Here is a 21,788-nt window from a genome sequence, read left to right on the forward strand (position 1 = left end):
AGCGGGCGTTTTCTTTTGCGCGCAAGCCCTGTCTTGGGCCTGGAACGCCGGCAAGGCCGGATAGAAAACGCCGCCCCGAATGGAGCGGCGCTGTATGTTTTGGCCAGAAGCGGGAAAGCTCTGGGGTCCTGTTTCACTCGCCGTAGAACACCCAGATGTTCTTGATCTCGGTGGCCTCTTGCAGGAAACGCTTGCTGTGATCCTGCGTCCAGTCCATCGCGGTGGCGTTGTTGACCCAGGTCCGTTTCAGATTGCCCGCCGATGCGGCTTCGATCTCCGCCGACAGATCGGTGGAGGAAAAGCTCCAGACCGCATCCACGTTCAGATGCGACGCCAGCGGTTTTGCCAGCTCGGCGTGGCTGCCGGTCAGGATGTTGACCACGCCTGCGGGCACGTCTGATGTTTCCAAAACCTGGTAGAAATCGGTGGCCGCCAGCGGGAAAGGTTCGCAGGACGCCAGCACCACCCGGTTGCCCATGGCAATTGCAGGCGCCATTGCCGAGACCAGACCCAGCAGCGGTGCCTCGTCGGCGCAGAGCACGCCAATCACACCGGCGGGTTCCTTCATTGCAAGCGCCACGCCGCGAATCGGTACGCCGTGGACCTGACCGTCATATTTGTCGGCCCATGCAGCCGCAGTGAACAGGCGCTGGATCGAGGCCTCGACCTCAGCCGCGCCGGTCTTCTTGCCGGTCATTGCGTCAATACGGGCGGCAAATCCCGCGGCTCGGGCCGAGAGGTTCTCGCCGATATAATATAGGATCTGTGCCCGAAGATGCCCGGTGGTCCTGGACCATTTTCCGGCGCCGGCGGCGGCTTCAACCGCATTGCGGACATCCTTGCGGCTGCCAAGGCCGACGTGGCCCAGCAGCGTGCCGGATTTGCCATAAACCGCTCGGGAGTATCCGCTGTCCGGGCGGGTCTGCTTGCCGCCGACATACATCTTGGCGGTACGGTCCAGCGGGTCTGCCGGGGCGCCAATTCCCTCGAATGGCTCCACCCTGCCCAGCGGCTTGGCTGCAGTCTTGGGGCGGGTATAGGCGGTCAGGCCCTCCCAGCCGCCTTCGCGTCCAAAGCCGCTCTCACGCACACCGCCAAAACCTGCAGCGGCGTCGAACATGTTGGTGCCGTTGATCCAGACAACGCCGGCCGCCAGTTTCGGCGCCATGCCGAGTGCCAGGTTCACGTTCTCGGTCCAAAGCGTCGCAGCAAGGCCGTAGCGGGTGTTGTTGGCCAGCTCCACCGCTTCTTCGGGAGTGCGGAAAGTGCAGGAGACCAGCACCGGGCCAAAGATCTCCTCCTGCATCAGCGGATCGGCAGGCGACAGGCCTTCAATCAGCGTCGGCGGGTAGAAACAGCCGCCTTCTGGCATTTTCACCTGGGCCTGGTGCATGGTGCCGGCCTGGTTGGCTGCGACCATGCTGCTGATGGTATCCAGCTGCACCGGGTCGACGACGGCGCCGACGTCTATGCATTTATCCAGCGGGTTGCCGATGCGCAGGCCGTCCATCCGGGCCTTGAGCTTGGTGTGGAACCGCCCGGCAATGCCTTCCTGCACCAGCAGGCGCGAGCCGGCGCAGCAGACCTGACCCTGGTTGAACCAGATCGCATCGACCAGCCCTTCGATAGCTGAATCAATGTCGGCGTCGTCAAAAACGATGTAGGGGGATTTGCCGCCCAGCTCCAGCGTCAGCGCCTTGCCGCTGCCTGCGGTGGCCTCGCGGATACGGCGGCCAACTGAGGTGGAACCGGTGAAGGCGACCTTATCCACATCAGCCGCGGTGATCATTTCGCCCACGGCACCGTCGCCGGTGACGATGTTGACAACGCCCTTGGGCAGGCCCGCCTGATGGCAGATGTCGGCAAACAAAAGCGCTGTGAGCGAAGTGTACTCTGCCGGTTTCAGCACCACCGTGTTGCCCATGGCGATTGCAGGCGCGATCTTCCAGGCCAGCATCAGGAGCGGGAAATTCCACGGGATGATCTGGCCGCAAACACCTAGGGCCTCGGCATCCGGCAGTTCGCTTTCCATCAGCTGGGCCATGCCTGCGTGATAGTAGAAATGCCGCTGGGCCAGCGGGATATCGATATCGCGGGATTCGCGGATCGGCTTGCCGTTATCGAGCGTTTCCAGCACTGCAAACAGGCGGGAATGTTTTTGCAGCAGCCGGGCAATGGCATAGAGGTATTTGGCGCGGCCCGGCCCGCCAAGACCGGCCCAGCCGCCCTGTGCCTTGCGGGCTGCTTCAACGGCGCTGTCGACGTCTGCTTGCGTGGCTTGGGTCAGGGTCGCCAAAACTTCACCGGTGGCTGGGTTTTTACTGTCAAATCCTTCGCCAGGGGCGGTGAACTCGCCGTTGATGAAATGGCCGAACCGGCTGCCCTGATCGACCAGCCAGGCCAGTGCCTCGGCAGCGCTTTCGGGGGCGGGGCCGTAATCCATGGTGTCGAAAATCTCTTTGATGGTCATGTGTTCAGCCCTCAGCCCATGGAATGGCGGTAGCCGGCGGAGTATGCCCCGGTGACATGGTGTTCCAGCTGACGCTCGATATCGCCCAACAGTGACGAGGCGCCAAAGCGGAACAGATCAGGCTTCAGCCAGCGGTCGCCCAGTTCGTCCTTCATCAGTGCCAGATAGACGAGTGCATCCTTGGCCTTGGAAATGCCGCCCGCTGGCTTATAGCCGACGCGGTGGCCGGTACGGTCGTAATAGTCGCGGATTGCGCGGATCATCACCAGGCTGACAGGCAGAGTAGCGTTGACGCTTTCCTTGCCGGTGGAAGTCTTGATGAAATCGGCCCCTGCCATCATGCAGATCAGCGAGGCACGGGCGACGTTTCGCAAGCTGCCCAATTCGCCGGTCGCCAGGATCGCCTTCACATGGGCGTCGCCGCAGGCCTGGCGGAAGGCCTTCATCTCGTCATAAAGCGCCTGCCAATTGCCGGTCAGAACATGGCGGCGCGAGATCACGATGTCGATTTCCCCGGCGCCTGCCTTGACGCTTTCCTCAATCTCCGCCAGCCGCAGATGGAAGGGCGACAGGCCGGCCGGAAAGCCAGTGGAGACCGCGGCAACCGGAATGCCAGTGCCGTGCAATGCGGCAACCGCGGTGGGGATCATGTCGTGATAGACGCAGACCGCCCCGGTGGTGAGACCCTCCATCCCCAATGTCCGCAGAACACCGGCGCTGACCGGCTGCCGGGCCTTGGCGCACAGACGGCGGACCCGGCCCTCGGTGTCGTCACCGGACAGGGTGGTGAGGTCGATGAGGCTGATGGCTTTCAAAAGCCAGGCGGCCTGATGGTCCTTTTTTACACTGCGGCGTCCCGGCAAGGTGGCGCAGCGGCGTTCGATGGCCGATGTATTGGCCTGCACGGCGGCGACCCAGTCCAGGTCCAGTGCCATGCCCGGATTGCGCGGCTCGGCCAGCTGCGGCAGCTGCGCGCTTCGTTCAGCGATTTGGCTTTCCATTCGGGGAGTCCTCAGCAGAGTTCCGTGCGAAATTCGCACGGGTGCGGCATATTGGCAAGCAAGGCTAAGGATTGCAGGCGGCTTTTTTGACTGATTGGACAAAATGTTGGTGCGCGGGCTGCAATGACGCTCTGAAAACAGGGAAGATGCAGGTGGTTTGATGCGAAAATCTTCTTTTACGCGTCTCCGGCCAAAGCCGCGCGCATTCCAGTGGCAGAATCAGCTCCGCATGCTAAATTTAGCGGTATGAGCAGTGCAGAACCCCATATCAGCGACAAAACGCGACCAATCATCCGCCAGCTGGATGACAGCGCCATCAACCGGATTGCCGCTGGCGAGGTGGTGGAACGCCCCGCTTCAGCGGTCAAAGAGCTGGTGGAGAATGCCATTGATGCCGGCGCCGCCCGCATCACCGTAGAAATCGCCGATGGCGGCAAGACGCTGATCCGGGTGAGTGATGACGGCTGCGGCATGACGCCGGAGGACTTGCCGTTGGCATTGTCCCGCCACGCGACATCCAAGATCGACGGCTCGGACCTGCTGAACATCCATACCTTCGGGTTCCGCGGCGAGGCGCTGCCTTCTTTGGGGGCTGTTGGGCGGCTGACAATCACCAGCCGCGCTGCAGGGCATGAGGCGGCGCAGATCCGGGTCTCCGGCGGCAGGCTGGAGCCGGTGAAACCCGCCGCCTTGCGGGCAGGCACCATAGTCGAGCTGCGCGATCTGTTTTTTGCCACACCGGCGCGGCTCAAGTTCATGCGCACCGACCGGGCCGAGAGCCAGGCGATTTCCGACACGGTGAAACGGCTGGCAATGGCAGAGCCTTCGGTAGGGTTCACGCTGCGCGATGTATCGGGCGGCGGTGAGGGGCGGGTGACCTTCCGCGCCGATCCTTTGCCGGGCGATTTGTTTGATGCGCTGCACGGGCGGCTGGCCTCGGTTCTGGGGCGTGATTTTGCCGAGAACGCGTTGAAGATTGATGCCGCCCGCGAGGGGGTCCGCCTGTTTGGCTATGCGGCGCTGCCGACCTATTCGCGCGGCGCTGCGGTGGCGCAGTTCCTGTTCGTGAACACGCGCCCGGTAAAGGACAAGATGCTGACCGGGGCCTTGCGCGCGGCGTATTTTGATTTCCTCAGCCGCGACAGGCATCCTGCAGCGGCGCTGTTCATCGATTGCGACCCGCAGCTGGTCGATGTGAATGTGCATCCTGCCAAATCCGAGGTGCGGTTCCGCGACCCCGGACTGGCACGCGGGCTGATCGTGTCTGCCCTGCGCCATGCGCTGGCAGAGGCCGGACACCGCGCATCAACCACAGTTGCAGGCGCCACGCTGGGGGCAATGAAACCGGAACAGCCCACGGCGACAGGTGCGCCGCGGATATATCAGATGGACCGGCCGTCCATGGGCGCACGCAGCAGCGCCTACGCGGCGCAAGCCCCCGGGTTGCCGCAAATGTCTTCCTTCGATGCGCCGCCATCGCCAGGTTTTGCCGAATTGCAGGGGTCCTACAGCGGGCGGGTCACAGAGGTGCCAATGGCTCCAATGGCCCCGGGTCAGACCTCGGATGCGTCCGGGGCCACCGCGCCCGGGGCCGAACAGCTGCCGTTGGGCGCGGCGCGCGGCCAAGTGCATGAGAATTACATCATCGCCCAGACTGCCGACGGCATGGTGATCGTCGACCAGCACGCAGCCCATGAGCGGCTGGTCTATGAAAAGCTGAAACATCAGATGGCAGAGAATGGCATTGCGGCCCAGGCGCTCTTGATACCGGAGATTGTCGAGCTGAGCGACAATGACTGTGCCTGCCTTCTGGGCGTGGCTGATGAGCTTGCGAAATTCGGCCTTGGCATTGAGGCCTTTGGCGGCGCTGCTGTTGCAGTGCGGGAAACCCCCGCGATCCTGGGCGAGGTCAACGCTGAAGCGATGATCAAGGATATTCTGGACGAACTGTCCGACCAGGGCGGAACCCAGCTGGTGCAAGCCAAGATCGAGGCGATCCTGAGCCGGGTTGCCTGCCATGGCTCGATCCGCTCAGGAAGGCGGATGCGGGGCGAGGAAATGAATGCTCTGCTGCGCGAAATGGAGGCAACGCCCCATTCCGGCCAGTGCAACCACGGCCGTCCCACCTATGTGGAACTGAAACTGGCAGATATCGAGCGCCTGTTCGGGCGCACCTGAACAAGAACCCCCGGTAAAGGGAGGACGAGCAGTGACACTGGAACAGGCCCAATGGGCCATTTACGCGCTGGCTGGTCTGGCCGCTGTTTTTGCCCTGGCTGGGCTGCGGCTGCGAGGCGCGGCCCGGCAGTTGGAACAGGCCAATGCAGGTCTGAGCCAGGAGGCGGCCGGGCTTCGGGCGGAGGTTAAGCGGCTGCCGGAGCTGAACGATGAGCTGGCAACCCTGCGCCGCACCAGCGATAATGAACGTGCCGCCCGGTATCAGGCTGAGGCACAAGTACAAGCGCTGAAGGCAGAACATACAGCGCGGCTGGAAGAGCTCAAGCAGATGAATGCGCAGATGGAGCATAAATTTGCGGCGCTGGCGTCGGGCGTGCTGAAGCAGAACTCGGAAAGCTTCCTGAGCCTGGTCAGCGAGCGGTTTCAGGCACATAGCAAATCCGCGGATGCGGATCTGGCCAAGCGCCACGCAGCGATTGAAGGCTTGGTAAAGCCGCTGGATCAGAAACTGGGGCAGTTCGGTGAGCGGATCAAGGAAATCGAGAAGGCCCGCAATGAGGCCTATGGCGCGATCCAGACGCAGGTAAAGCATTTGGCCGATGGCCAGGCGGCGTTGGGCGGCGAGACCCGCAAGCTGGTGCAGGCCCTGCGCGCGCCCAAGACCCGCGGCCGTTGGGGCGAGATGCAGCTGCGTCAGGTTTTTGAGATGGCCGGGATGGCCGAGCATGTTGACTATGAGCTGGAGAAAAGCGTCGGCACCGATGACGGTCTGCGCCGCCCCGATGCAATAGTGCGCATCCCCGGCGGCAAGAGCATCGTAGTGGATGCCAAGACCCCGCTGGAGGGTTATCTGGATGCGCTGGAAGCGGAGACGCCTGATCAGCAGCAGCAGGCATTGCTGCGCCATTCGGGCCATGTGAAGACCCATGTGCGTCAGCTTGCGTCGAAATCCTATCAAAGCGCGCTGGGAGAGACGCCGGACTTTGTGGTGATGTTCATCCCCGGTGAAACCTTCGTGTCCGCAGCAGTGGAGGCGGATCCGGGGTTGATTGAATATGCCTTTGAAAACAAGGTTCTGATCGCCACGCCAACTACCCTGATGGCGCTGGTCAAGTCCATTGCCTATGGCTGGCAGCAGGAGAAGATGGCGGCAAACGCAATCGAAGTGCAAAAGACTGCCAAAGAACTCTATGACCGGCTGGCGACGTTTTCCAAGAACCTTGCTTCGGTGGGCAAATCGCTGTCATCTTCGGTGAACAACTACAACAAGGCCGTTGGCTCATTGGAGGCCCGCGTGCTGCCTTCGGCCCGCCGGTTCGAGGCAATGGGCGTGGTGGCTAACGGCGCGGAACTGGAAGATCCTGGCCAGGTGGAAGTCGAGCCGCGCCAGGTGGCGCTGCTGGCGGAGGAGTAGATGCGGTTGCCGCTGGTTTCAGGCGCGGGCAACCTCAACCCCGGCGGGGCGGTGCTTCTGCGTGCGGCGGAATTAGAAGCCGAGCGCATTGTGGCACTCTTGCGGATTGCCGTGTCTGCCGGGCTGCTGGCGGCCTTGGTTCTTGCGGTTGATGCAGTGCAGACGGTGGGCCAGGACTACCTCTGGCACCAAGTCGGCCTGGCGGCGGCAACCCTACTTGCCTATCTTACGGTTGGAGTCCTGAGTTTTGCGGCTATCCGCAAAGGCGTGTTCCGGCACTGGATGATCTGGGCTGCAGTGACCGCGGACGGTGTCTTTCTTTTCCTGAATTCCTGGTTGTCTTTGGTGAATTCCGGGCTGTCCGGCGAAGTTGTCTTTGCCATGCCTTCGGCCTGGATGGCACCGCTGATCCTGGCTTTTGGCGTGTTGCGTTTCAACCCTCTGCTGCTGGGATACCAAGTGCTGCTGGTTGCGGCCGGACTTTTGTGGCTGGTTCTGTGGGAACCGGCAATCGTCTCTGACGCTGCCATGCAGCGGGTGCATCTGGCCATGGCCACACCCCCCAATCTGATGCGGGTGCTGATGGTGGCGCTGGCCGGTTTGGTGCTGATGGTGGCGGCGCTTCGGATGCGGGGACTGCTGCACCGCTCCATAGAAGAAACGCGGCAGAAGGCCAATCTGACTCGTTATCTGCCGGCCCAGATGGCGGGCCGCCTTGCCGGCGGCGGGCTGGAGGCGCTGCAGGAAGGCCGCCAGCAGAAAATGGCGATCCTATTCATTGATATCCGCGGTTTCACCAGCTGGTGCGAGGGCCGCGAGCCGCAAGATGTCAGCAGGCTGATCACCGAGTTCCGCTCCCGTGTCGAATTGGTGGCGGGCCGGACTGGCGGTCTGATCGATAAATACATCGGCGACGCAGCGATGATCCTGTTTGAGGGTGAGCGGGCTGCAGCGCGGGCACTGGATTGCGCCGAAGGGCTGCTTGTGGAAATGGAGGCTTGGCGCCAGGAAAGGGAGGCTACTGGAGAGACCGGCCTGGCCGCAGGGATCGGAGTGCATTGGGGTGAAGTGTTTTCGGGTGTCACCGGCACACCGGCACGGCTGGAATATTCCGTGTTCGGAGACACGGTGAACACTGCGGCGCGGCTGGAGCAGCTGACCAAGACAAATGACACGGCGCTGATCGCGTCTGCAACCTTGCTGCAGGAAGCCGGTACAGAGCCCGCGCGCGGCGGCTGGACCGCGCTGCCGGCGGAGCAATTGCGCGGGCGCCGCAGCGGGCTCGCGCTGTTCGCAAAGGCGCAAGCCTAGCAACTGTATTGTTCAGACGGTCTCGACCGGTTCCAGGCAGATCATTCCGGCTGCACAAACACCCGGCTCGGGTGCAATTCACCAGCCTTGTAGATTCCCACAGCCACCGCCTGCCCGTCCAGCGAAGCCCAAGCTTCATCGCCGTACTCCACATCCGCGGCCATCACCATGCCCGGGTTGCCATTGCGCAAGCGCACTGCACCCTGCGGAGTGCATTTCAGCTCGGGCAGGTCGGCAAGCCCTTCTTCCAGAGGCCGCAGATACTGATCCAGATCAGTGGATTTCGCCAACTCATCCACCAGTTCCAGAGAGACGCCGTCTTCGGCATCAAACGGGCCTGACCAGGTCCGCCGAAGCTGTTTCACATGGCCATGGCAGCCCAGCGCCGCACCCAGATCGCGGGCGATTGAGCGCACATATCCGCCTTTGCCGCAGGTCATCTCCAGCACCACGTGGTCTTCGTCGGGACGGTCCAGCAGGATCAGCTCTTCAACCCACAGCGGGCGGGCAGAAAGCTCTACCTCTTCGCCGTCACGCGCCAGCTTATAGGCACGCTGGCCGTCAATCTTCACCGCGGAGAACTTGGGCGGCACCTGCATGATCTCGCCCAGGAACGGCAGCAGCGCATCCTTGATCTGTTCGTCGGTGGGGCGCTCGGCGCTTTCGGCAATCACCTCGCCCTCGGCATCGTCGGTATTGGTTGCAGAACCCAGCCGCACAGTGAAGGTATAGGCCTTCAACGCGTCGGTTATATAAGGCACAGTCTTGGTTGCCTCGCCCAGCGCTACGGCCAGAACACCGGTTGCCTCGGGGTCCAGGGTGCCCGCATGGCCTGCCTTCTTGGCATCCAGCGCCCAGCGCACCTTGTTCACAACTGCCGTGCTGGTCAGCCCCGCGGGCTTGTCCACCACCAGCCAGCCGGAAATATCGCGCCCTTTGCGTTTGCGTGCCATGCCTAGTCCCCATGTGTATGTGAGGCGCGCCAGTTACCGAATCGCCGGGACAGTGTCAATTTAGCAAATGCCAGGTCCCGAAGGAAAGCCTGGAAAGATGCCCGATGGGGACCGGTTCAGGCCAGTGCTTGCCCCTGCCAGCCAGTGGCGCTAGGCAGGCGGTCATGGCCGTTTCAAGCGAATACACCCCGCCGCAGGACCCGCTGGAGATCCTGCACCACGACGCCGAGCTGCTGGCGGTAAACAAGCCTGCCGGGCTGCTGTCGGTACCAGGCCGCGGCGCGCATCTGGCCGATTGCCTGATCACACGCATTCAGGCCGTATTCCCCGAGGCGTTGCTGGTTCATCGGCTGGACCGGGATACGTCGGGTGTGATGGTGTTCGGTCTCACCCCGCATGCGCAGCGGCATCTGTCGATGCAGTTTGAAAAGCGCACGGCGAAAAAGGCCTATGTGGCGCAGGTGGCTGGCAGGCTGGAGCCGCGCAGCGGCACAGTGGAACTGCCGCTGATTGTGGATTGGCCGAACCGGCCTAAACAGATGGTCTGCAATGAGAGCGGCAAGCCTGCCGTCACCGACTGGCGGGTGATGAAATACGAGGACGGTGCTACCCGGGTGCGGCTGACACCGAAGACCGGGCGCACTCATCAGCTGCGGGTGCATATGCTGTCACTGGGCCACCCGATCCTGGGCGACCCGCTTTATGCCAGCGGTGCGGCAAAGGAGTATCCGCGGCTCATGCTGCATTCCCAGGAACTGCGGATCAAACACCCAGACAGCGGCGAGTCGCTGAAATTCCGGGTGAAGCCGGAGTTCTGAGGACCCCGGTCAGGGCGCCTCCATCACCATCAGGAACAATGTGCCGGACCGCGTCGCCTCATAGCTATGCGGGTGGTCGCCGGGAAAGCTGTAGTAATCGCCCGGCCACAGCAGCTCCTCCTGCCCTTCCAGCCCTGCCCGCATCTGCCCGGAACAGACCAGCATATGCTCCACTGTGCCGCGCGGGTGCGGCGCGGCGCGGCGGATCTCTCCCGGCTGCATCACCACGCGATAGACATCCCGGCGCACATTCGGCGGGCTGCGGGACAAGAGGACGGCAGCAAAGTCTGACTGCTCCGACTCCAGCACTCCACCTTCGCTCGCGCGGATCAGCTTGGTCGCGGGTGCCTCCGTTTCAAACAGCAAGCTCAGCGGAACGTCCAGCGCTGCGGCCAGTGCCCAAAGCGTCTCGACACTGGGATTTCCGTTACCGGCTTCAAGCTGCGAAAGGGTTGATTTTGCAATTCCAGCCTGGGCTGCCAGCCCCGACAGCGACATCCCCGCGCGGCTGCGCTCACGCTGGATGGCGGCAGCAATCATTTGATGGGGCGCTGACATGTTCGGTATTTCGCCTTTTCGTTCGACTTGACGAACGGACGTGCCGTTCGATATATAAATCCTACGTTCGGTTTAAGCGAAATCATGCCCCGTTTCCAGAGGAACAGCCCTCCATGGCAATCCAGAACATCTCCGCCCGGTCCCCCGCCTTCAGCCAGCTGACCTGCGGGCTGCGGGATATCCTGCCATTGGCTGCCGGCGTTGCTGTCTATGGGCTGGCATTCGGTCTGCTTGCAGCACAGGCAAGCATGGACGGGCTGCAGACCGGAATAATGGGCACCATCATCTTTGCCGGATCTTCACAGATCATCGCAGTGGAGCGGCTGGTTGCCGGCACCGGCGCGGGTGCCGCCATTCTGGCCGGGCTGGCACTGAACCTGCGGCTGCTTCTGATCACCGCCTCGCTGCGGGATGAATATTCCGGCCGGCCCTGGTGGCAAGTGCTGCTAGGGGTGCATCTGGCCACCGACGAGAATTGGGCCCTGATGCACGCGATGCGCGCCCGGGGCCATCAAGCCGGCTACTGGTACTTGATTGGCGGCGGCATCGGGCTGATTGCAGTCTGGGTGCTGTCCACAGCGGCAGGCGCGGGATTTGCAAACACTGTGCCAGACCCCAAGGCCCTGGGTATGGATTTTGCCTTCACCGCAGCTTTCATCGCCATTCTCCGGTCGCTGTGGAGCGGCTCAACCATGCTTTTGCCCTGGGCCGGTTCTGTGGCCATCGTATTGCTGACCGGCCTGTTAACGCCGCTGGACCCTACCTGGACACTGATCCTGGGCGGTCTGGGCGGAGCGGTTCTTGCCGGAGTGCTGAATGATGACTGAAACATGGATCCTGATTCTCGGGCTGGCAGCGGCTACTTTTGCGGTACGGCTGTCTGGTTACCTCCTAGGCCAACGGCTGCCGGATCACGGCCCTTGGGCGCGCGGTCTGCAGGCGCTGCCGGGCTGCCTGATCCTGTCACTGGTCACTTACCTCTTGCTGCAGGGCGGCCCGCAGGAATGGGCATCGGGCGCGGTGGCGCTGGTAGTGGCTCTTGCCACCCGCAGCCTGCCCTTGACCATGGCTGCCGGAATAGCAGCGATCTACCTGCTTAGAGCCTATTTCTGACCAACCCCGCGCAGGCCTCCTGCCCGTGCGCAGCACGGGCCACGCCCAAGGCTGAGAACCGCCCCGCGCAGCCGGGGGGAATGAAGACGCGGGAGCACTGCCGATGCCCCAAGTCCCCCCGCAAAAAGGAAAGCCGCCCGGACAGGCGGCTCTCCATGATTTCAAAAGCTGCGGGACTATTCAGCCGCCCAGCCGCCGACAGCCTTCACTTCCAGGAAGTCCTCTATGCCCCATTTACCGCCTTCACGGCCCTTACCGGACTGCTTCATGCCGCCAAAGGGCGAACCGGCCGAGCGGGATTTTCCGTTCATCTCAACCATGCCAGAGCGCAGCGCGCGGGCCATGCGGTTGGCGCGGGCGCCATCCTGGGTCTGCACATAATTGGTCAGACCATAGGGAGTGTCATTGGCGATTTCGATCGCGTCTTCCTCATTCTCAAAGGGAATGATCGACAGCACCGGGCCAAAGATTTCTTCGCGTGCGATGGTCATCTGGTTGTTCACATCGGCAAAAACGGTGGGCTTTACATAGTAACCCTTGTTCAGCCCGTCCGGACGACCAGTACCGCCGGCGACCAGTTTGGCGCCTTCGTCGATGCCCTGCTGGATCAGATCCTGGATCTTGTTCCACTGCAGTTCATTCACGACCGGGCCGATGTGGCGGCCTTCCTGGCTGGCCGGGCCGACCTCGACCTTGGCAGCGACTTCCGCAGCCTCGGCAACCACACGGTCATAGATGCTGTTCTGCACCAGCATCCGGCTCGGCGCGTTGCAGCTCTGGCCGGTGTTTTGCATCATGTGCAGCACCCCGCGCTTCACCGCCTTCTCATCAGCATCTTCAAAGATCACATTGGCGCCTTTGCCACCCAGCTCCAGATCCACCTTTTTCAGGGTCGGAGCCGCAGCCTGGGTGATCGCGATACCCGCCCGGGTGGAGCCGGTGAAGGAGATCATGTCCACATCCGGATGGGTGGTCAGCTGCGAGCCAACACCCGGGCCGTCGCCGTTCACCAGGTTGAACACGCCCGCAGGGAAGCCGGCCTCATCCATCAGCTCGGCAAAGATCATCGCGTTCAGCGGGCTTTGCTCGGAAGGTTTCAGCACCATCGTGCAGCCGGCCACAGCTGCTGCGCCGACCTTGAGTGTCACCTGATTCATCGGCCAGTTCCACGGCGTGATCAGCGCGCAAACGCCCACCGCCTCGTGGATGATGCGGTCGTTGGGGCTTCGGTCGTTCAGCGGCGCGTCAAAGCCGAACTCCTTGGCTGCGGCGATGAAGTTGCGCAGGTGCCAGCTGCCCGCTCCGGCTTGCGACGTGCGCGCCAAATCGATCGGTGCGCCCATTTCCAGCGACATCGCTTGTGCCAGATCTTCGGCGCGGGCCTCATAGACATCCACCAGCTTTTCCACTAGCGCAATACGCTCTTCCACCGGGGTCGCCATCCAGCCTGGCAGAGCAGCCTTGGCCGCGGCAACGGCGGCGTTGGTATCAGCCTCGGAACCCAGCGAAATCACTGCACAGGGTTCTTCCGTCGAAGGGTTTACCACCTCGAAATCGTTTGAAGCAGCAGGAGCGGCCCACTGGCCGTTGATGTAAAATTCGCGTTTCTCGATCATGTCGGGATCTCCCAAATCAGAGGTATTCCGGTTACCGCCTTGCCGGTTTCGCGGCCACTGTGTCACTGCTCCGGCACGGGGGCAAGGGCGGGGCAAAGGCATCGCTGCGTAATTTGATCAAATTATTGCAAGCTCTGTCAATGGCCGCTTGGACCGGTCGCAATCTTTCGCCATGACTGCTTGCAGCAATTTATCGTGGTTTCCCGGCACGGGGGCTGTATCGTTGCGTTAGACTACTTAGGTTGCAGTCAAGACGACTCATAATTCATATGACAAGGAGATACCGCCATGGGTTTGCGCATTAACGACACGGTCCCGGATTTTACTGCGGAAACAGATCAGGGCACCATCACCTTCCATGATTGGATCGGCGACAGCTGGGCGATTCTGTTCTCGCACCCCAAGGATTTCACCCCGGTCTGCACCACCGAATTTTCCGCCGTGGCGCAGCTGAGCGAGGAGTGGAACAAGCGCAACACCAAGGTCCTTGGCGTTTCGGTTGACGGTGTTGAAGACCATAAGAAATGGAAAAAGGACATCGAGGAATACGGCAAGGCCGAGCCGGGCTTCCCGATCATCGCTGATGACGGTCTGGCGGTATCCAAAGCCTTCGACATGCTGCCCGCAGAGGCCTATCTGCCCGACGGCCGCACCCCGGCGGACAGCGCCACTGTGCGGTCGGTTTTCATCATCGGCCCGGACAAGCAGCTGAAACTGTCGATGACCTATCCGATGACAGTGGGCCGCAACTTTGCCGAGATCCTGCGGGCGCTGGACGGCTTGCAAATGTCGCTGGGCAAGGGTGTTGCCACACCTGCGAACTGGATGCCCGGCGAGGATGTGATCATTCCGCCAACCGTGTCGAACGAAGACGCTAAGGCGAAGTTCGGCGAATTCGAGACCATCTTCCCTTACCTGCGCAAGACCAAAGCACCTGAGTAACCGGCGCTTGCCATCGCAGTGATTACAAGCCGCCTTCGAGCGGCTTGTTTTTTGTGTTCTTACTGAAGCCCGCCTGGTGCCGATGGAAAATCCGGTGCCCGGCTTTGACGCAATTGCCGCGCCTCCGCCGCTATGGCTTGGCCAGCCTCGCCCTTCAGTCCGGCAGCAAATCGCAGGGTTATGTCCGACCCGTCCCGAGTCAGCCAGCAGGGCGACTTCTTGAGGAAGGCGAACCCTGCCTCGGCATGCAGATAAGCTGGTATTGTGTAACTGACGCCTTGGGTTGCGACCGCTGTCAGGATGAAAGCCAGGTAATCCTCTGCCTGGGCGCCGTCTGACAGCAACCTTGCCTTCAGCGCCGCCAGGCTGGGGCGGCCAAAGATGACGGTTTCCTTGGCGATACGCCGGATCTCCTCCCGTGGCAGCTGCGCCAGCCGCTGATCCAAATCTGCAGTCTTCAGCACGGCGCCATGCGAAAACCCATGTGCCAGCACCCATTGGGTGAGGCCGGTTTCACCGCGGCGGACGATGAATTTCTTGTTGTTGGTCAGCGGGAAGCGCTGCCAGAACCTGAGGAAGCCCGGATCCTCCATCAACCGCCCTGAAAGCATCAGCGCATAAGAGCAGTACTGGAAATTGCGGCCGGCTGTGGAATACCCCCAATTGATGCTGCGGAAATTTTCTGCATCCACCCGCGGGTGACCATAGTTGCAGGCGGCAGCCGCAAAGTCCGCATCCAGCGCCTGTGCTTCCTTCAGCCAGTCGCCTGCCCCTGGCAGCGGAAACCAGGAGGAATCATTCAGCAGCACCAGCCGGTCAATCTGTTCCAGCCGCGCGCGCGCCGCCAGCAGCCCGTCGCGGTAGCCGCCAAAGTCATATCCGAAATTCGGGCGTTCGATGCACAGCCAGCAGACGTCGCTCAGCCGCTGCCGGTCTTCGTCGCTAAGCGGGATGTTGGAGACCACAACCGGAGCGTAGCCACTGTCGATCAGATATCGCAGCGCGAGGAAATGCGACGCTTGCAGGCCCTGACTGGGGAAAATCAAGTAGACCGCAGGCTGCGGTCCGGCCGGAATGGCGCCTTCGGTGCAGCGGATATTGCGGGCCAGGAACGCGTCGTAATACCAGCGCCCCAGCAGCAGCGACCCGAGGCGGCTGGGCAGCTGAGTGATTTGCTGCAACGGGCGTTTCAGCTCGCGGGTGATTTTCCAAAGCGGGGACCGTCTCATGCGGGAAACCTGTAACTTTAACTGTTGGAAGGCCAGCCCGGTCAGTCTTGCTGCCATGGCGGAGGGAGGTCTGCGGATTGCTGGGCAGCACTGCTGAGAACCGCACGGAAGTAATACCAGTTCTTGGACCGTTTACGCGCCGAAAGCAGGTTCAGCGGTGAGACCAATTGCAGCGACGCCTCCCCCAGGGCCCGCAGGAAACCAAATGGCAAGCCGTGTTTGCGGGCACCATAGACGCGCGACTGGCCCATGTACCAGGCTTTCAATGCTGCGGTTTTGGCGGAGCGTTCGGTGGAATGGCCCAGCAGATGCCGGACCTGCGCTGCGAAAACATAACGCAGCGGCCCGCACTCCGCCTTCAGCCGCAGGCTGAGGTCGTCATCTTCGTGGAACAGGAATATTTTGGGGTCAAAGCCACCGACCTGGTCAAAGGCGGATTTACGCACCAGCAGGGCACCGCCCGAAAGCACCGGCACCTCGCCGTCCTGTTGCGCGGCATCCCGCCCCAGCCACAGCGATTTCGCAATCAGCTTGCTGCGGCGCTTGAAGAACAGCGATCCGTCACCTTTGACAATGCGGGTATTAAAGGCGGATGCTTCGGGGTGTGCATCGGCGGCATCCAACAGATGCTCCAGCGTGTCCTCGAACAGTTCGGCATCGGGGTTCACAAAGAACAGAAACTCAGTGCCGGCCTGTGCAGCCCCCTGATTGCAGGCCGGACCAAAGCCGGTGTTTTCCGGGTTCTCAATAAACCGGGCGCCATGCGCTGCGGCCAGCGCGCCGGTGTCTTCTGCATCCCGGGAGGCGTTATCGACCAGAATGCAAGGCACCGAAGCTGGAATGGAGCGCAACAGGCCCTCAACAACGGCAGAAGAATTATAGGTGACCGTTATGATGGTCACACGGGGCGGCAAAGACTGTTCCATAAGCGTCCCGGCAGAAATGGAAAACCCGGGGCACGGATCGCGCGCCCCGGGCTGTTTATGTGCAGTCAGACTGGGATCAGTCCTGCTCTGCTTTTTCTTTCTTTTCCGGCGCGATTTCTTCGCCGGTTTCCTGATCGACGATTTTCATCGACAGGCGGACTTTGCCGCGGTCATCAAAGCCCAGCAGCTTGACCTTCACTTCCTGGCCTTCCTTCAGAACGTCCGAAGGATGGTTCAGGCGGCGGTTTTCGATCTGGGAGACATGCACCAGGCCGTCGCGCTTGCCGAAGAAGTTCACAAAGGCGCCGAAGTCGACGATCTTCACAACTTTACCGGTGTAGACTTGGCCTTCTTCCGGCTCTGCCACGATCGAATAGATCATGTCATAGGCCTTTTTGATGGCTTCGCCGTTCGGGCTGGCGATCTTGATGATGCCATCGTCGTTGATGTCGACTTTGGCGCCGGACACTTCGACGATCTCGCGGATCACCTTGCCGCCGGAACCGATCACTTCACGGATCTTGTCGGTCGGGATCTGCATGGTCTCGATGCGCGGAGCGTGGACCGAGAAGTCGGACGCTTCGGTCAGGGCTTTCGCCATCTCGCCGAGGATGTGGATACGGCCGTCTTTGGCCTGGGCCAGGGCTTTCTCCATGATCTCGGGCGTGATGCCTGCGACCTTGATGTCCATCTGCAGCGAGGTGATACCGTTTTCGGTGCCTGCCACTTTGAAGTCCATGTCGCCCAGGTGGTCTTCGTCACCCAGGATGTCGGACAGGATCGCGTAAGAGCCGTCGTCTTCCAGGATCAGGCCCATCGCAACACCGGCAACCGGTGCTTTCAACGGCACACCTGCGTCCATCATCGACAGCGAACCGCCGCAGACCGAAGCCATCGAGGACGAACCGTTCGATTCGGTGATCTCGGAAACCAGGCGGATGGTGTAGGGGAAGTCGGTTGCCGCAGGCAAAACCGCCTGCAGCGCACGCCAAGCCAGCTTGCCGTGGCCGATTTCGCGGCGGCCGGGGCCGCCCACACGGCCAACTTCACCCACCGAGTAGGGAGGGAAGTTGTAATGCAGCAGGAAGTTGGACTTGAAGTTGCCGTGCAGCGCGTCGATGAACTGCTCGTCGTCGCCGGTGCCCAGCGTGGTCACAACCAGACCCTGGGTTTCACCACGGGTGAACAGCGCCGAACCATGGGTCCGCGGCAGCAAGCCGGTTTCGGACTCAATCGCGCGGATCTCGTCGGTTTTACGTCCGTCGATCCGCTTGCCGGTTTTGACAACATCGCCGCGCAGAATGCCGGCCTCCAGCTTTTTCAACGCGGAACCCAGGTTTGCATCGCCCAGCTGCTCTTCGGACAGAGCACCCTTGATGGTTTCGCGGGCGGCGGCAACAGCGGCGGTGCGCTCCTGCTTGTCGCTGATCGCAAAGGCAGCGCGCATTTCGGTTTCGCCGGCAGCTTTGACCGCTTCGTACAGCTCGGAGTAATCCGGCGCCTGGAAGTCGAACGGCTCTTTCGCGGCTTCTTCGGCCAGCGAGATGATCAGGTCGATGACCGGCTGGATCTGCTCGTGGGCAAATTTCACCGCACCCAGCATTTCTGCTTCGGACAGCTCGTATGCTTCCGATTCCACCATCATCACGGCGTCTTTGGTGCCGGCAACAACCAGATCCAGACGCTGCTCGGGGTTCAGGCGCAGGTCCTGCATGTCGTCAACGGTCGGGTTCAGGATGTATTCGCCATCCTCAAAACCAACACGGGCGCAGGCAATCGGACCCATGAACGGTGCGCCCGACAGGGTCAGCGCAGCGGAGGCGGCGATCATTGCAACCATGTCCGGGTCGTTGACCAGGTCGTGGCTCAGCACGGTGCACATCACCAGCACTTCGTTCTTGAAGCCGGGGACGAACAGCGGGCGGATCGGACGGTCGATCAGACGCGCGGTCAGGGTTTCTTTTTCGGTCGGGCGCGCTTCGCGCTTGAAGAAGCCGCCGGGCACTTTGCCCGCAGCATAGTATTTTTCCTGGTAATGCACGGTCAGCGGGAAGAAGTCCTGGCCGGGCTTCTGCTGACGGGCAAAGGTCACGTTGGCCATGACCGAGGTTTCGCCCAGCGTGGCAATCACAGAGCCATCAGCCTGGCGGGCAACCTTGCCGGTTTCCAGTGTAAGCGTCTCTTCGCCCCACTGCATCGATTTTTTCGAAACGTTAAACATCTAGCGTATCCTAATTGGGAGCACTCCCGGCCCTCCGGGTCTCCCGTTTGCGTGGCGGCCCCATTGCCGCCGGCCCCTTCTATCTTGCTTTCGCGTGCCAGGGCCTGGCACATCGTCTCAGACAAGCCCGCCCATACATGAGTTTGGGGTAAATTGAAAGGGAAAGCGGCAAGCGTCAGCCGCCCTGGGCAGCAGTGTGCTGTGCGGGATCCTTGGCGGGGCCTCGCAGCCCCGCCGGAGAGCCGTCAGTTAGTGGTTTCCAGCCCATCAGGGCGTCCGGCAATCGCAAAATGCAAACCGTCAGGATCCATGAACTCCGCGGCAAAGCGGTTCACATCCTCCAGCGTGACCGCGTTGATACGGTCGTTGCGGGTTTCCATATAGCTGATTGGCAAATGGTCCATCTGCATACCCGCAAGGATTGAGGCAATACGGCCATTGCCGTCAAAGCGCAGCGGATAGGCGCCAGTCAGATAGGTCTGCGCATCCTTCAGCTCTTTCTCTGTCACACCTTGTTCGGCCATCCGGCGCCATTCATCGCGGATCACCTCGACCGCTTCGGCCATCTTGCCGTTGGCCGACGCCACCGACCCCATATAGACTGCCGCCAGATCACGCGGCACCAGATAGGAGTAAACCCCATAGGTCAGACCGCGCTTTTCCCGCACCTCGGTCATCAGCCGGGTTTCAAAGGAACCGCCCCCCAGGATCTGGTTCATCACATAGGCGGTGAAGAAATCCGGATCCTCGCGCTTGATCCCCTTTTGGCCGAACAGCGCCACAGATTGCGGGGTGTCGAAATCCACAACAGTGACACCGCCCGCGATAGTAACCTCAGCCGGGCCCGGAATCGGGTCGCCCTCCGCCGGCAAAGCGCTCAGCAGCTCATCCAGGAGCACGCCGAGCTCCTCGGCGGTGATATCGCCCACTGCACTGACGTACAGCCTGTCCCGGGCAAAAACCGCCTCATAGGCGTCAAAAATATCCTGCCGGCCAAGTGCGGAAACGGTCTCCTGCGTTCCCTTGCCGTCGCTGGCGTAAGGGTGGTCGCCAAAGGCCATCCGGGAGAAGGCCTCGCCCGCGATTGTGTTCGGATTTTTGGCATCAGAACGCAAACCCGCCAGCACCTGGGCCCGGACCCGGTCCAACGCATCCTGGTCAAACCGCGGCTCGAACAGGGTCTGGCGCAAAAGGTCCACTGCATCCTGTCGGTTTTCAGTTAGGAAGCGGGCGGAAATGGAGACTGAATCCTTGTCAGCATCATAGGAAAACTCAGCCGCCAAAGATTCCAGGGCGCGTGCGTAATCCTGTGCCCGCAGATCACCGGAGCCTTCCTCAAGCAATCCAGTCATCAGGTGCACCGCCCCGCGTTTCCCGGGGGCATCCAATGAGGTGCCGCCGCGAAAGCGCAGCTCAAGAGCGGAGAAGGGAATCGCATGGTCCTCGACCAGCCAGGCGGTGATACCGCCGGGAGAGGTGACTTCCTCGATCTTGACTCCGGCCCATGCGGGCAGTGCCATGCAGCAGGCCACCAAGGACGCGGCGATTAGTTTCAGCAAGGTCATTGGGTTACCTCCTGGCCGCGCGTCATCCAACCGGTGACTGACGTTTCAGGCCGCAGAACCTCATTGGCGGCGGCGATGATCTCATCCGCGGTGACCGATTGCAGGATCTTCGGCCAATCCTGCACATCCTGCACTGTAAGCCCAATGCTGAGCGCCTGGCCATAGCGGTTGGCAATTCCGTTCACGTTGTCGCGGTCATAGATTTCGGCGGCGCGCAGCTGCAGCTTGATGCGCTCCAACTGGGCTTCGTCCACTCCTGCTTCCAGAAAGCGGGCAATAGTGGCATCCAACGCCTCCTCGGCCTGATCCATGCTGATGCCCTCAGCCGGAACCACAAGAAAGGTGAAGGACGTATCATCCAGCGAGCTGCCCGAATAAAAGGCACCGGAGTAGACGGCGACCTGCTGGTCGAACTGCAGCGCATTGGCCAGATAGGAAGTGCTGCCGCCGCCCAAGAGTTCAGCCAGCAGATAAAGCGCAGCAGCTTTCTGCTGGGCGCCGCTGTCGCGTTCCGGCGCCAGATAGGAGCGTTGCACATAGGGCTGGGCGACGCGCGGATCCTGATAGGTGATGCGGCGGGCTGCCGTCTGAGGCGGCTCCTGGCTGCGGAAGCGCTCCGGCAAGTCCGGGTTGGCTGGGATCGCACCATAATACTGCTCGGCCAGCGCCTTTACATCTTGCGGCTTCACATCGCCGGAGACCACCAGGATAGCGTTATTGGGTGCGTAATAGGTGCGGTAAAAGGACAGCGCGTCCTCAATATCCAGGCTTTCCATCTCGTGGCGCCAGCCGATCACCGGCTGGCCGTAACGGTGATTCAGATATTGCACCGCCTGCAGCTGTTCGCGAAACAGGGCCACCGGGTCGTTGTCGGTGCGCTGGTTGCGCTCTTCCAGGATGACCTCGCGCTCGGTGGCGATATCCTCTTCGCTGAGCCGCAGATTGGACATCCGGTCGCTTTCCATCTGCATCATCAGCTCCAGCCTGTCGGCGGCGACGCGCTGGAAATAGGCGGTGTAATCATAGCTGGTAAAGGCATTGTCCTGGCCGCCATTGGCCCGCACGGTCGCCGACAGCTCCCCCGGTGCCAGTTTATCCGTGCCCTTGAACAGCAAATGCTCCAGGAAGTGGGCAACTCCGGACTGGCCCGGCGGCTCATCCGCGGAGCCGGCCCGGTACCAGACCATCTGCTGCACCACCGGCGCGCGATGGTCTTCAAGCACCACCACTTCCATGCCGTTGTCCAGGGTGAACGCGGTCACCGCCTCATCTTCGGCCCATAGCGGGCCAGTCAGGGCAGCAGTCAGCGCTGCGGCGGCCAATGTGATCCTTTGGATCATCTGGCATCCTCCAATTTCTGCACGTTTGCCCTTGCCTGGCACCGTGCGGTTACTGCTCTTTTGTTCAATGCAGCCACAATTCGCCACCCATTGCCAGCAGAAAGACTGCTGTCAACCTACGCTGCTGCTGGCG

17 protein-coding genes are annotated in these 21,788 nt (G+C 61.7%); 7 read left to right on the forward strand and 10 right to left on the reverse strand.

What is annotated here, in order from left to right:
* Positions 1 to 133 precede the first annotated feature (133 nt).
* Positions 134 to 2,470 carry an aldehyde dehydrogenase family protein gene (locus L1069_RS07190; protein WP_237455209.1) on the reverse strand — a complete coding sequence of 779 codons (2,337 nt, stop codon included), beginning with the start codon at positions 2,468 to 2,470 and terminating at the stop codon, positions 134 to 136.
* A gap of 11 nt (positions 2,471 to 2,481) precedes the next feature.
* Positions 2,482 to 3,471 carry a deoxyribose-phosphate aldolase gene (deoC, locus tag L1069_RS07195; RefSeq protein ID WP_237455210.1) on the reverse strand — a complete coding sequence of 330 codons (990 nt, stop codon included), beginning with the start codon at positions 3,469 to 3,471 and terminating at the stop codon, positions 2,482 to 2,484.
* Between the two features lie 246 nt (positions 3,472 to 3,717).
* Between deoC and mutL the strand changes: the two genes are divergently transcribed.
* From mutL to L1069_RS07210, 3 genes are read left to right on the forward strand one after another with little or no spacing between them, the layout of a single operon-like run.
* Entirely contained in the window at positions 3,718 to 5,649 is a 1,932-nt protein-coding gene (gene mutL, locus L1069_RS07200) for a DNA mismatch repair endonuclease MutL (RefSeq protein WP_237455211.1), read from the forward strand.
* 31 nt (positions 5,650 to 5,680) lie between these two features.
* The gene (gene rmuC, locus L1069_RS07205) at positions 5,681 to 7,063 is read left to right on the forward strand and encodes a DNA recombination protein RmuC (protein WP_237455212.1); all 1,383 of its coding nucleotides are present in this window, start codon (positions 5,681 to 5,683) and stop codon (positions 7,061 to 7,063) included.
* On the forward strand, positions 7,064 to 8,374 hold the full coding sequence (locus tag L1069_RS07210) for an adenylate/guanylate cyclase domain-containing protein (RefSeq protein ID WP_237455213.1): 1,311 nt from the start codon (positions 7,064 to 7,066) through the stop codon (positions 8,372 to 8,374). It begins immediately after the preceding gene.
* Positions 8,375 to 8,415: 41 nt separating this feature from the next.
* Here L1069_RS07210 and truB read toward each other — a convergent pair whose 3' ends face one another.
* On the reverse strand, positions 8,416 to 9,327 hold the full coding sequence (gene truB / locus L1069_RS07215) for a tRNA pseudouridine(55) synthase TruB (protein WP_134830941.1): 912 nt from the start codon (positions 9,325 to 9,327) through the stop codon (positions 8,416 to 8,418).
* Positions 9,328 to 9,491: 164 nt separating this feature from the next.
* Here truB and L1069_RS07220 point away from each other — a divergent pair, with 164 nt between their 5' ends.
* Positions 9,492 to 10,145: an RluA family pseudouridine synthase gene (locus L1069_RS07220; protein ID WP_134830942.1), complete on the forward strand. Its 654-nt coding sequence runs from the start codon at positions 9,492 to 9,494 to the stop codon at positions 10,143 to 10,145.
* 9 nt (positions 10,146 to 10,154) lie between these two features.
* Here L1069_RS07220 and L1069_RS07225 read toward each other — a convergent pair whose 3' ends face one another.
* Positions 10,155 to 10,703, reverse strand: coding sequence for an XRE family transcriptional regulator (locus L1069_RS07225; RefSeq protein WP_237455214.1), 549 nt, complete (start codon positions 10,701 to 10,703; stop codon positions 10,155 to 10,157).
* 113 nt (positions 10,704 to 10,816) lie between these two features.
* Between L1069_RS07225 and L1069_RS07230 the strand changes: the two genes are divergently transcribed.
* Entirely contained in the window at positions 10,817 to 11,530 is a 714-nt protein-coding gene (locus tag L1069_RS07230; RefSeq protein ID WP_237455215.1) for an AzlC family ABC transporter permease, read from the forward strand.
* Positions 11,520 to 11,816 carry an AzlD domain-containing protein gene (locus L1069_RS07235; protein WP_237455216.1) on the forward strand — a complete coding sequence of 99 codons (297 nt, stop codon included), beginning with the start codon at positions 11,520 to 11,522 and terminating at the stop codon, positions 11,814 to 11,816. The genes L1069_RS07230 and L1069_RS07235 overlap by 11 nt, the downstream gene beginning before the upstream one ends.
* Positions 11,817 to 11,992: 176 nt before the next feature.
* Here the strand turns inward: L1069_RS07235 and L1069_RS07240 are convergent, their stop codons facing one another.
* Entirely contained in the window at positions 11,993 to 13,432 is a 1,440-nt protein-coding gene (locus L1069_RS07240) for an aldehyde dehydrogenase family protein (RefSeq protein WP_129369224.1), read from the reverse strand.
* Positions 13,433 to 13,720: 288 nt separating this feature from the next.
* On the opposite strand from L1069_RS07240, the gene L1069_RS07245 reads away from it, so the two are divergent.
* Complete coding sequence (locus L1069_RS07245; RefSeq protein ID WP_237455217.1) at positions 13,721 to 14,374, forward strand: peroxiredoxin; 654 nt, start codon at positions 13,721 to 13,723, stop codon at positions 14,372 to 14,374.
* 59 nt (positions 14,375 to 14,433) lie between these two features.
* On the opposite strand, the gene L1069_RS07250 is transcribed toward L1069_RS07245, so the two are convergent.
* The 5 genes from L1069_RS07250 to L1069_RS07270 form a co-directional block, all read right to left on the reverse strand.
* Entirely contained in the window at positions 14,434 to 15,603 is a 1,170-nt protein-coding gene (locus L1069_RS07250; RefSeq protein ID WP_237455218.1) for a rhamnan synthesis F family protein, read from the reverse strand.
* Between the two features lie 41 nt (positions 15,604 to 15,644).
* Positions 15,645 to 16,529, reverse strand: coding sequence for a glycosyltransferase family 2 protein (locus tag L1069_RS07255; protein ID WP_237455219.1), 885 nt, complete (start codon positions 16,527 to 16,529; stop codon positions 15,645 to 15,647).
* Between the two features lie 76 nt (positions 16,530 to 16,605).
* Positions 16,606 to 18,750 carry a polyribonucleotide nucleotidyltransferase gene (pnp, locus tag L1069_RS07260; protein ID WP_129369220.1) on the reverse strand — a complete coding sequence of 715 codons (2,145 nt, stop codon included), beginning with the start codon at positions 18,748 to 18,750 and terminating at the stop codon, positions 16,606 to 16,608.
* Positions 18,751 to 18,995: 245 nt separating this feature from the next.
* The gene (locus L1069_RS07265; protein ID WP_237455220.1) at positions 18,996 to 20,315 is read right to left on the reverse strand and encodes a pitrilysin family protein; all 1,320 of its coding nucleotides are present in this window, start codon (positions 20,313 to 20,315) and stop codon (positions 18,996 to 18,998) included.
* Positions 20,312 to 21,655, reverse strand: coding sequence for a pitrilysin family protein (locus L1069_RS07270; RefSeq protein WP_237455221.1), 1,344 nt, complete (start codon positions 21,653 to 21,655; stop codon positions 20,312 to 20,314). Before L1069_RS07270 ends, L1069_RS07265 begins: the two co-directional genes overlap by 4 nt.
* Between the last annotated feature and the right edge of the window lie 133 nt (positions 21,656 to 21,788).

The organism is Leisingera sp. MMG026 (genome assembly GCF_021654205.1).
Taxonomy (GTDB): domain Bacteria; phylum Pseudomonadota; class Alphaproteobacteria; order Rhodobacterales; family Rhodobacteraceae; genus Leisingera.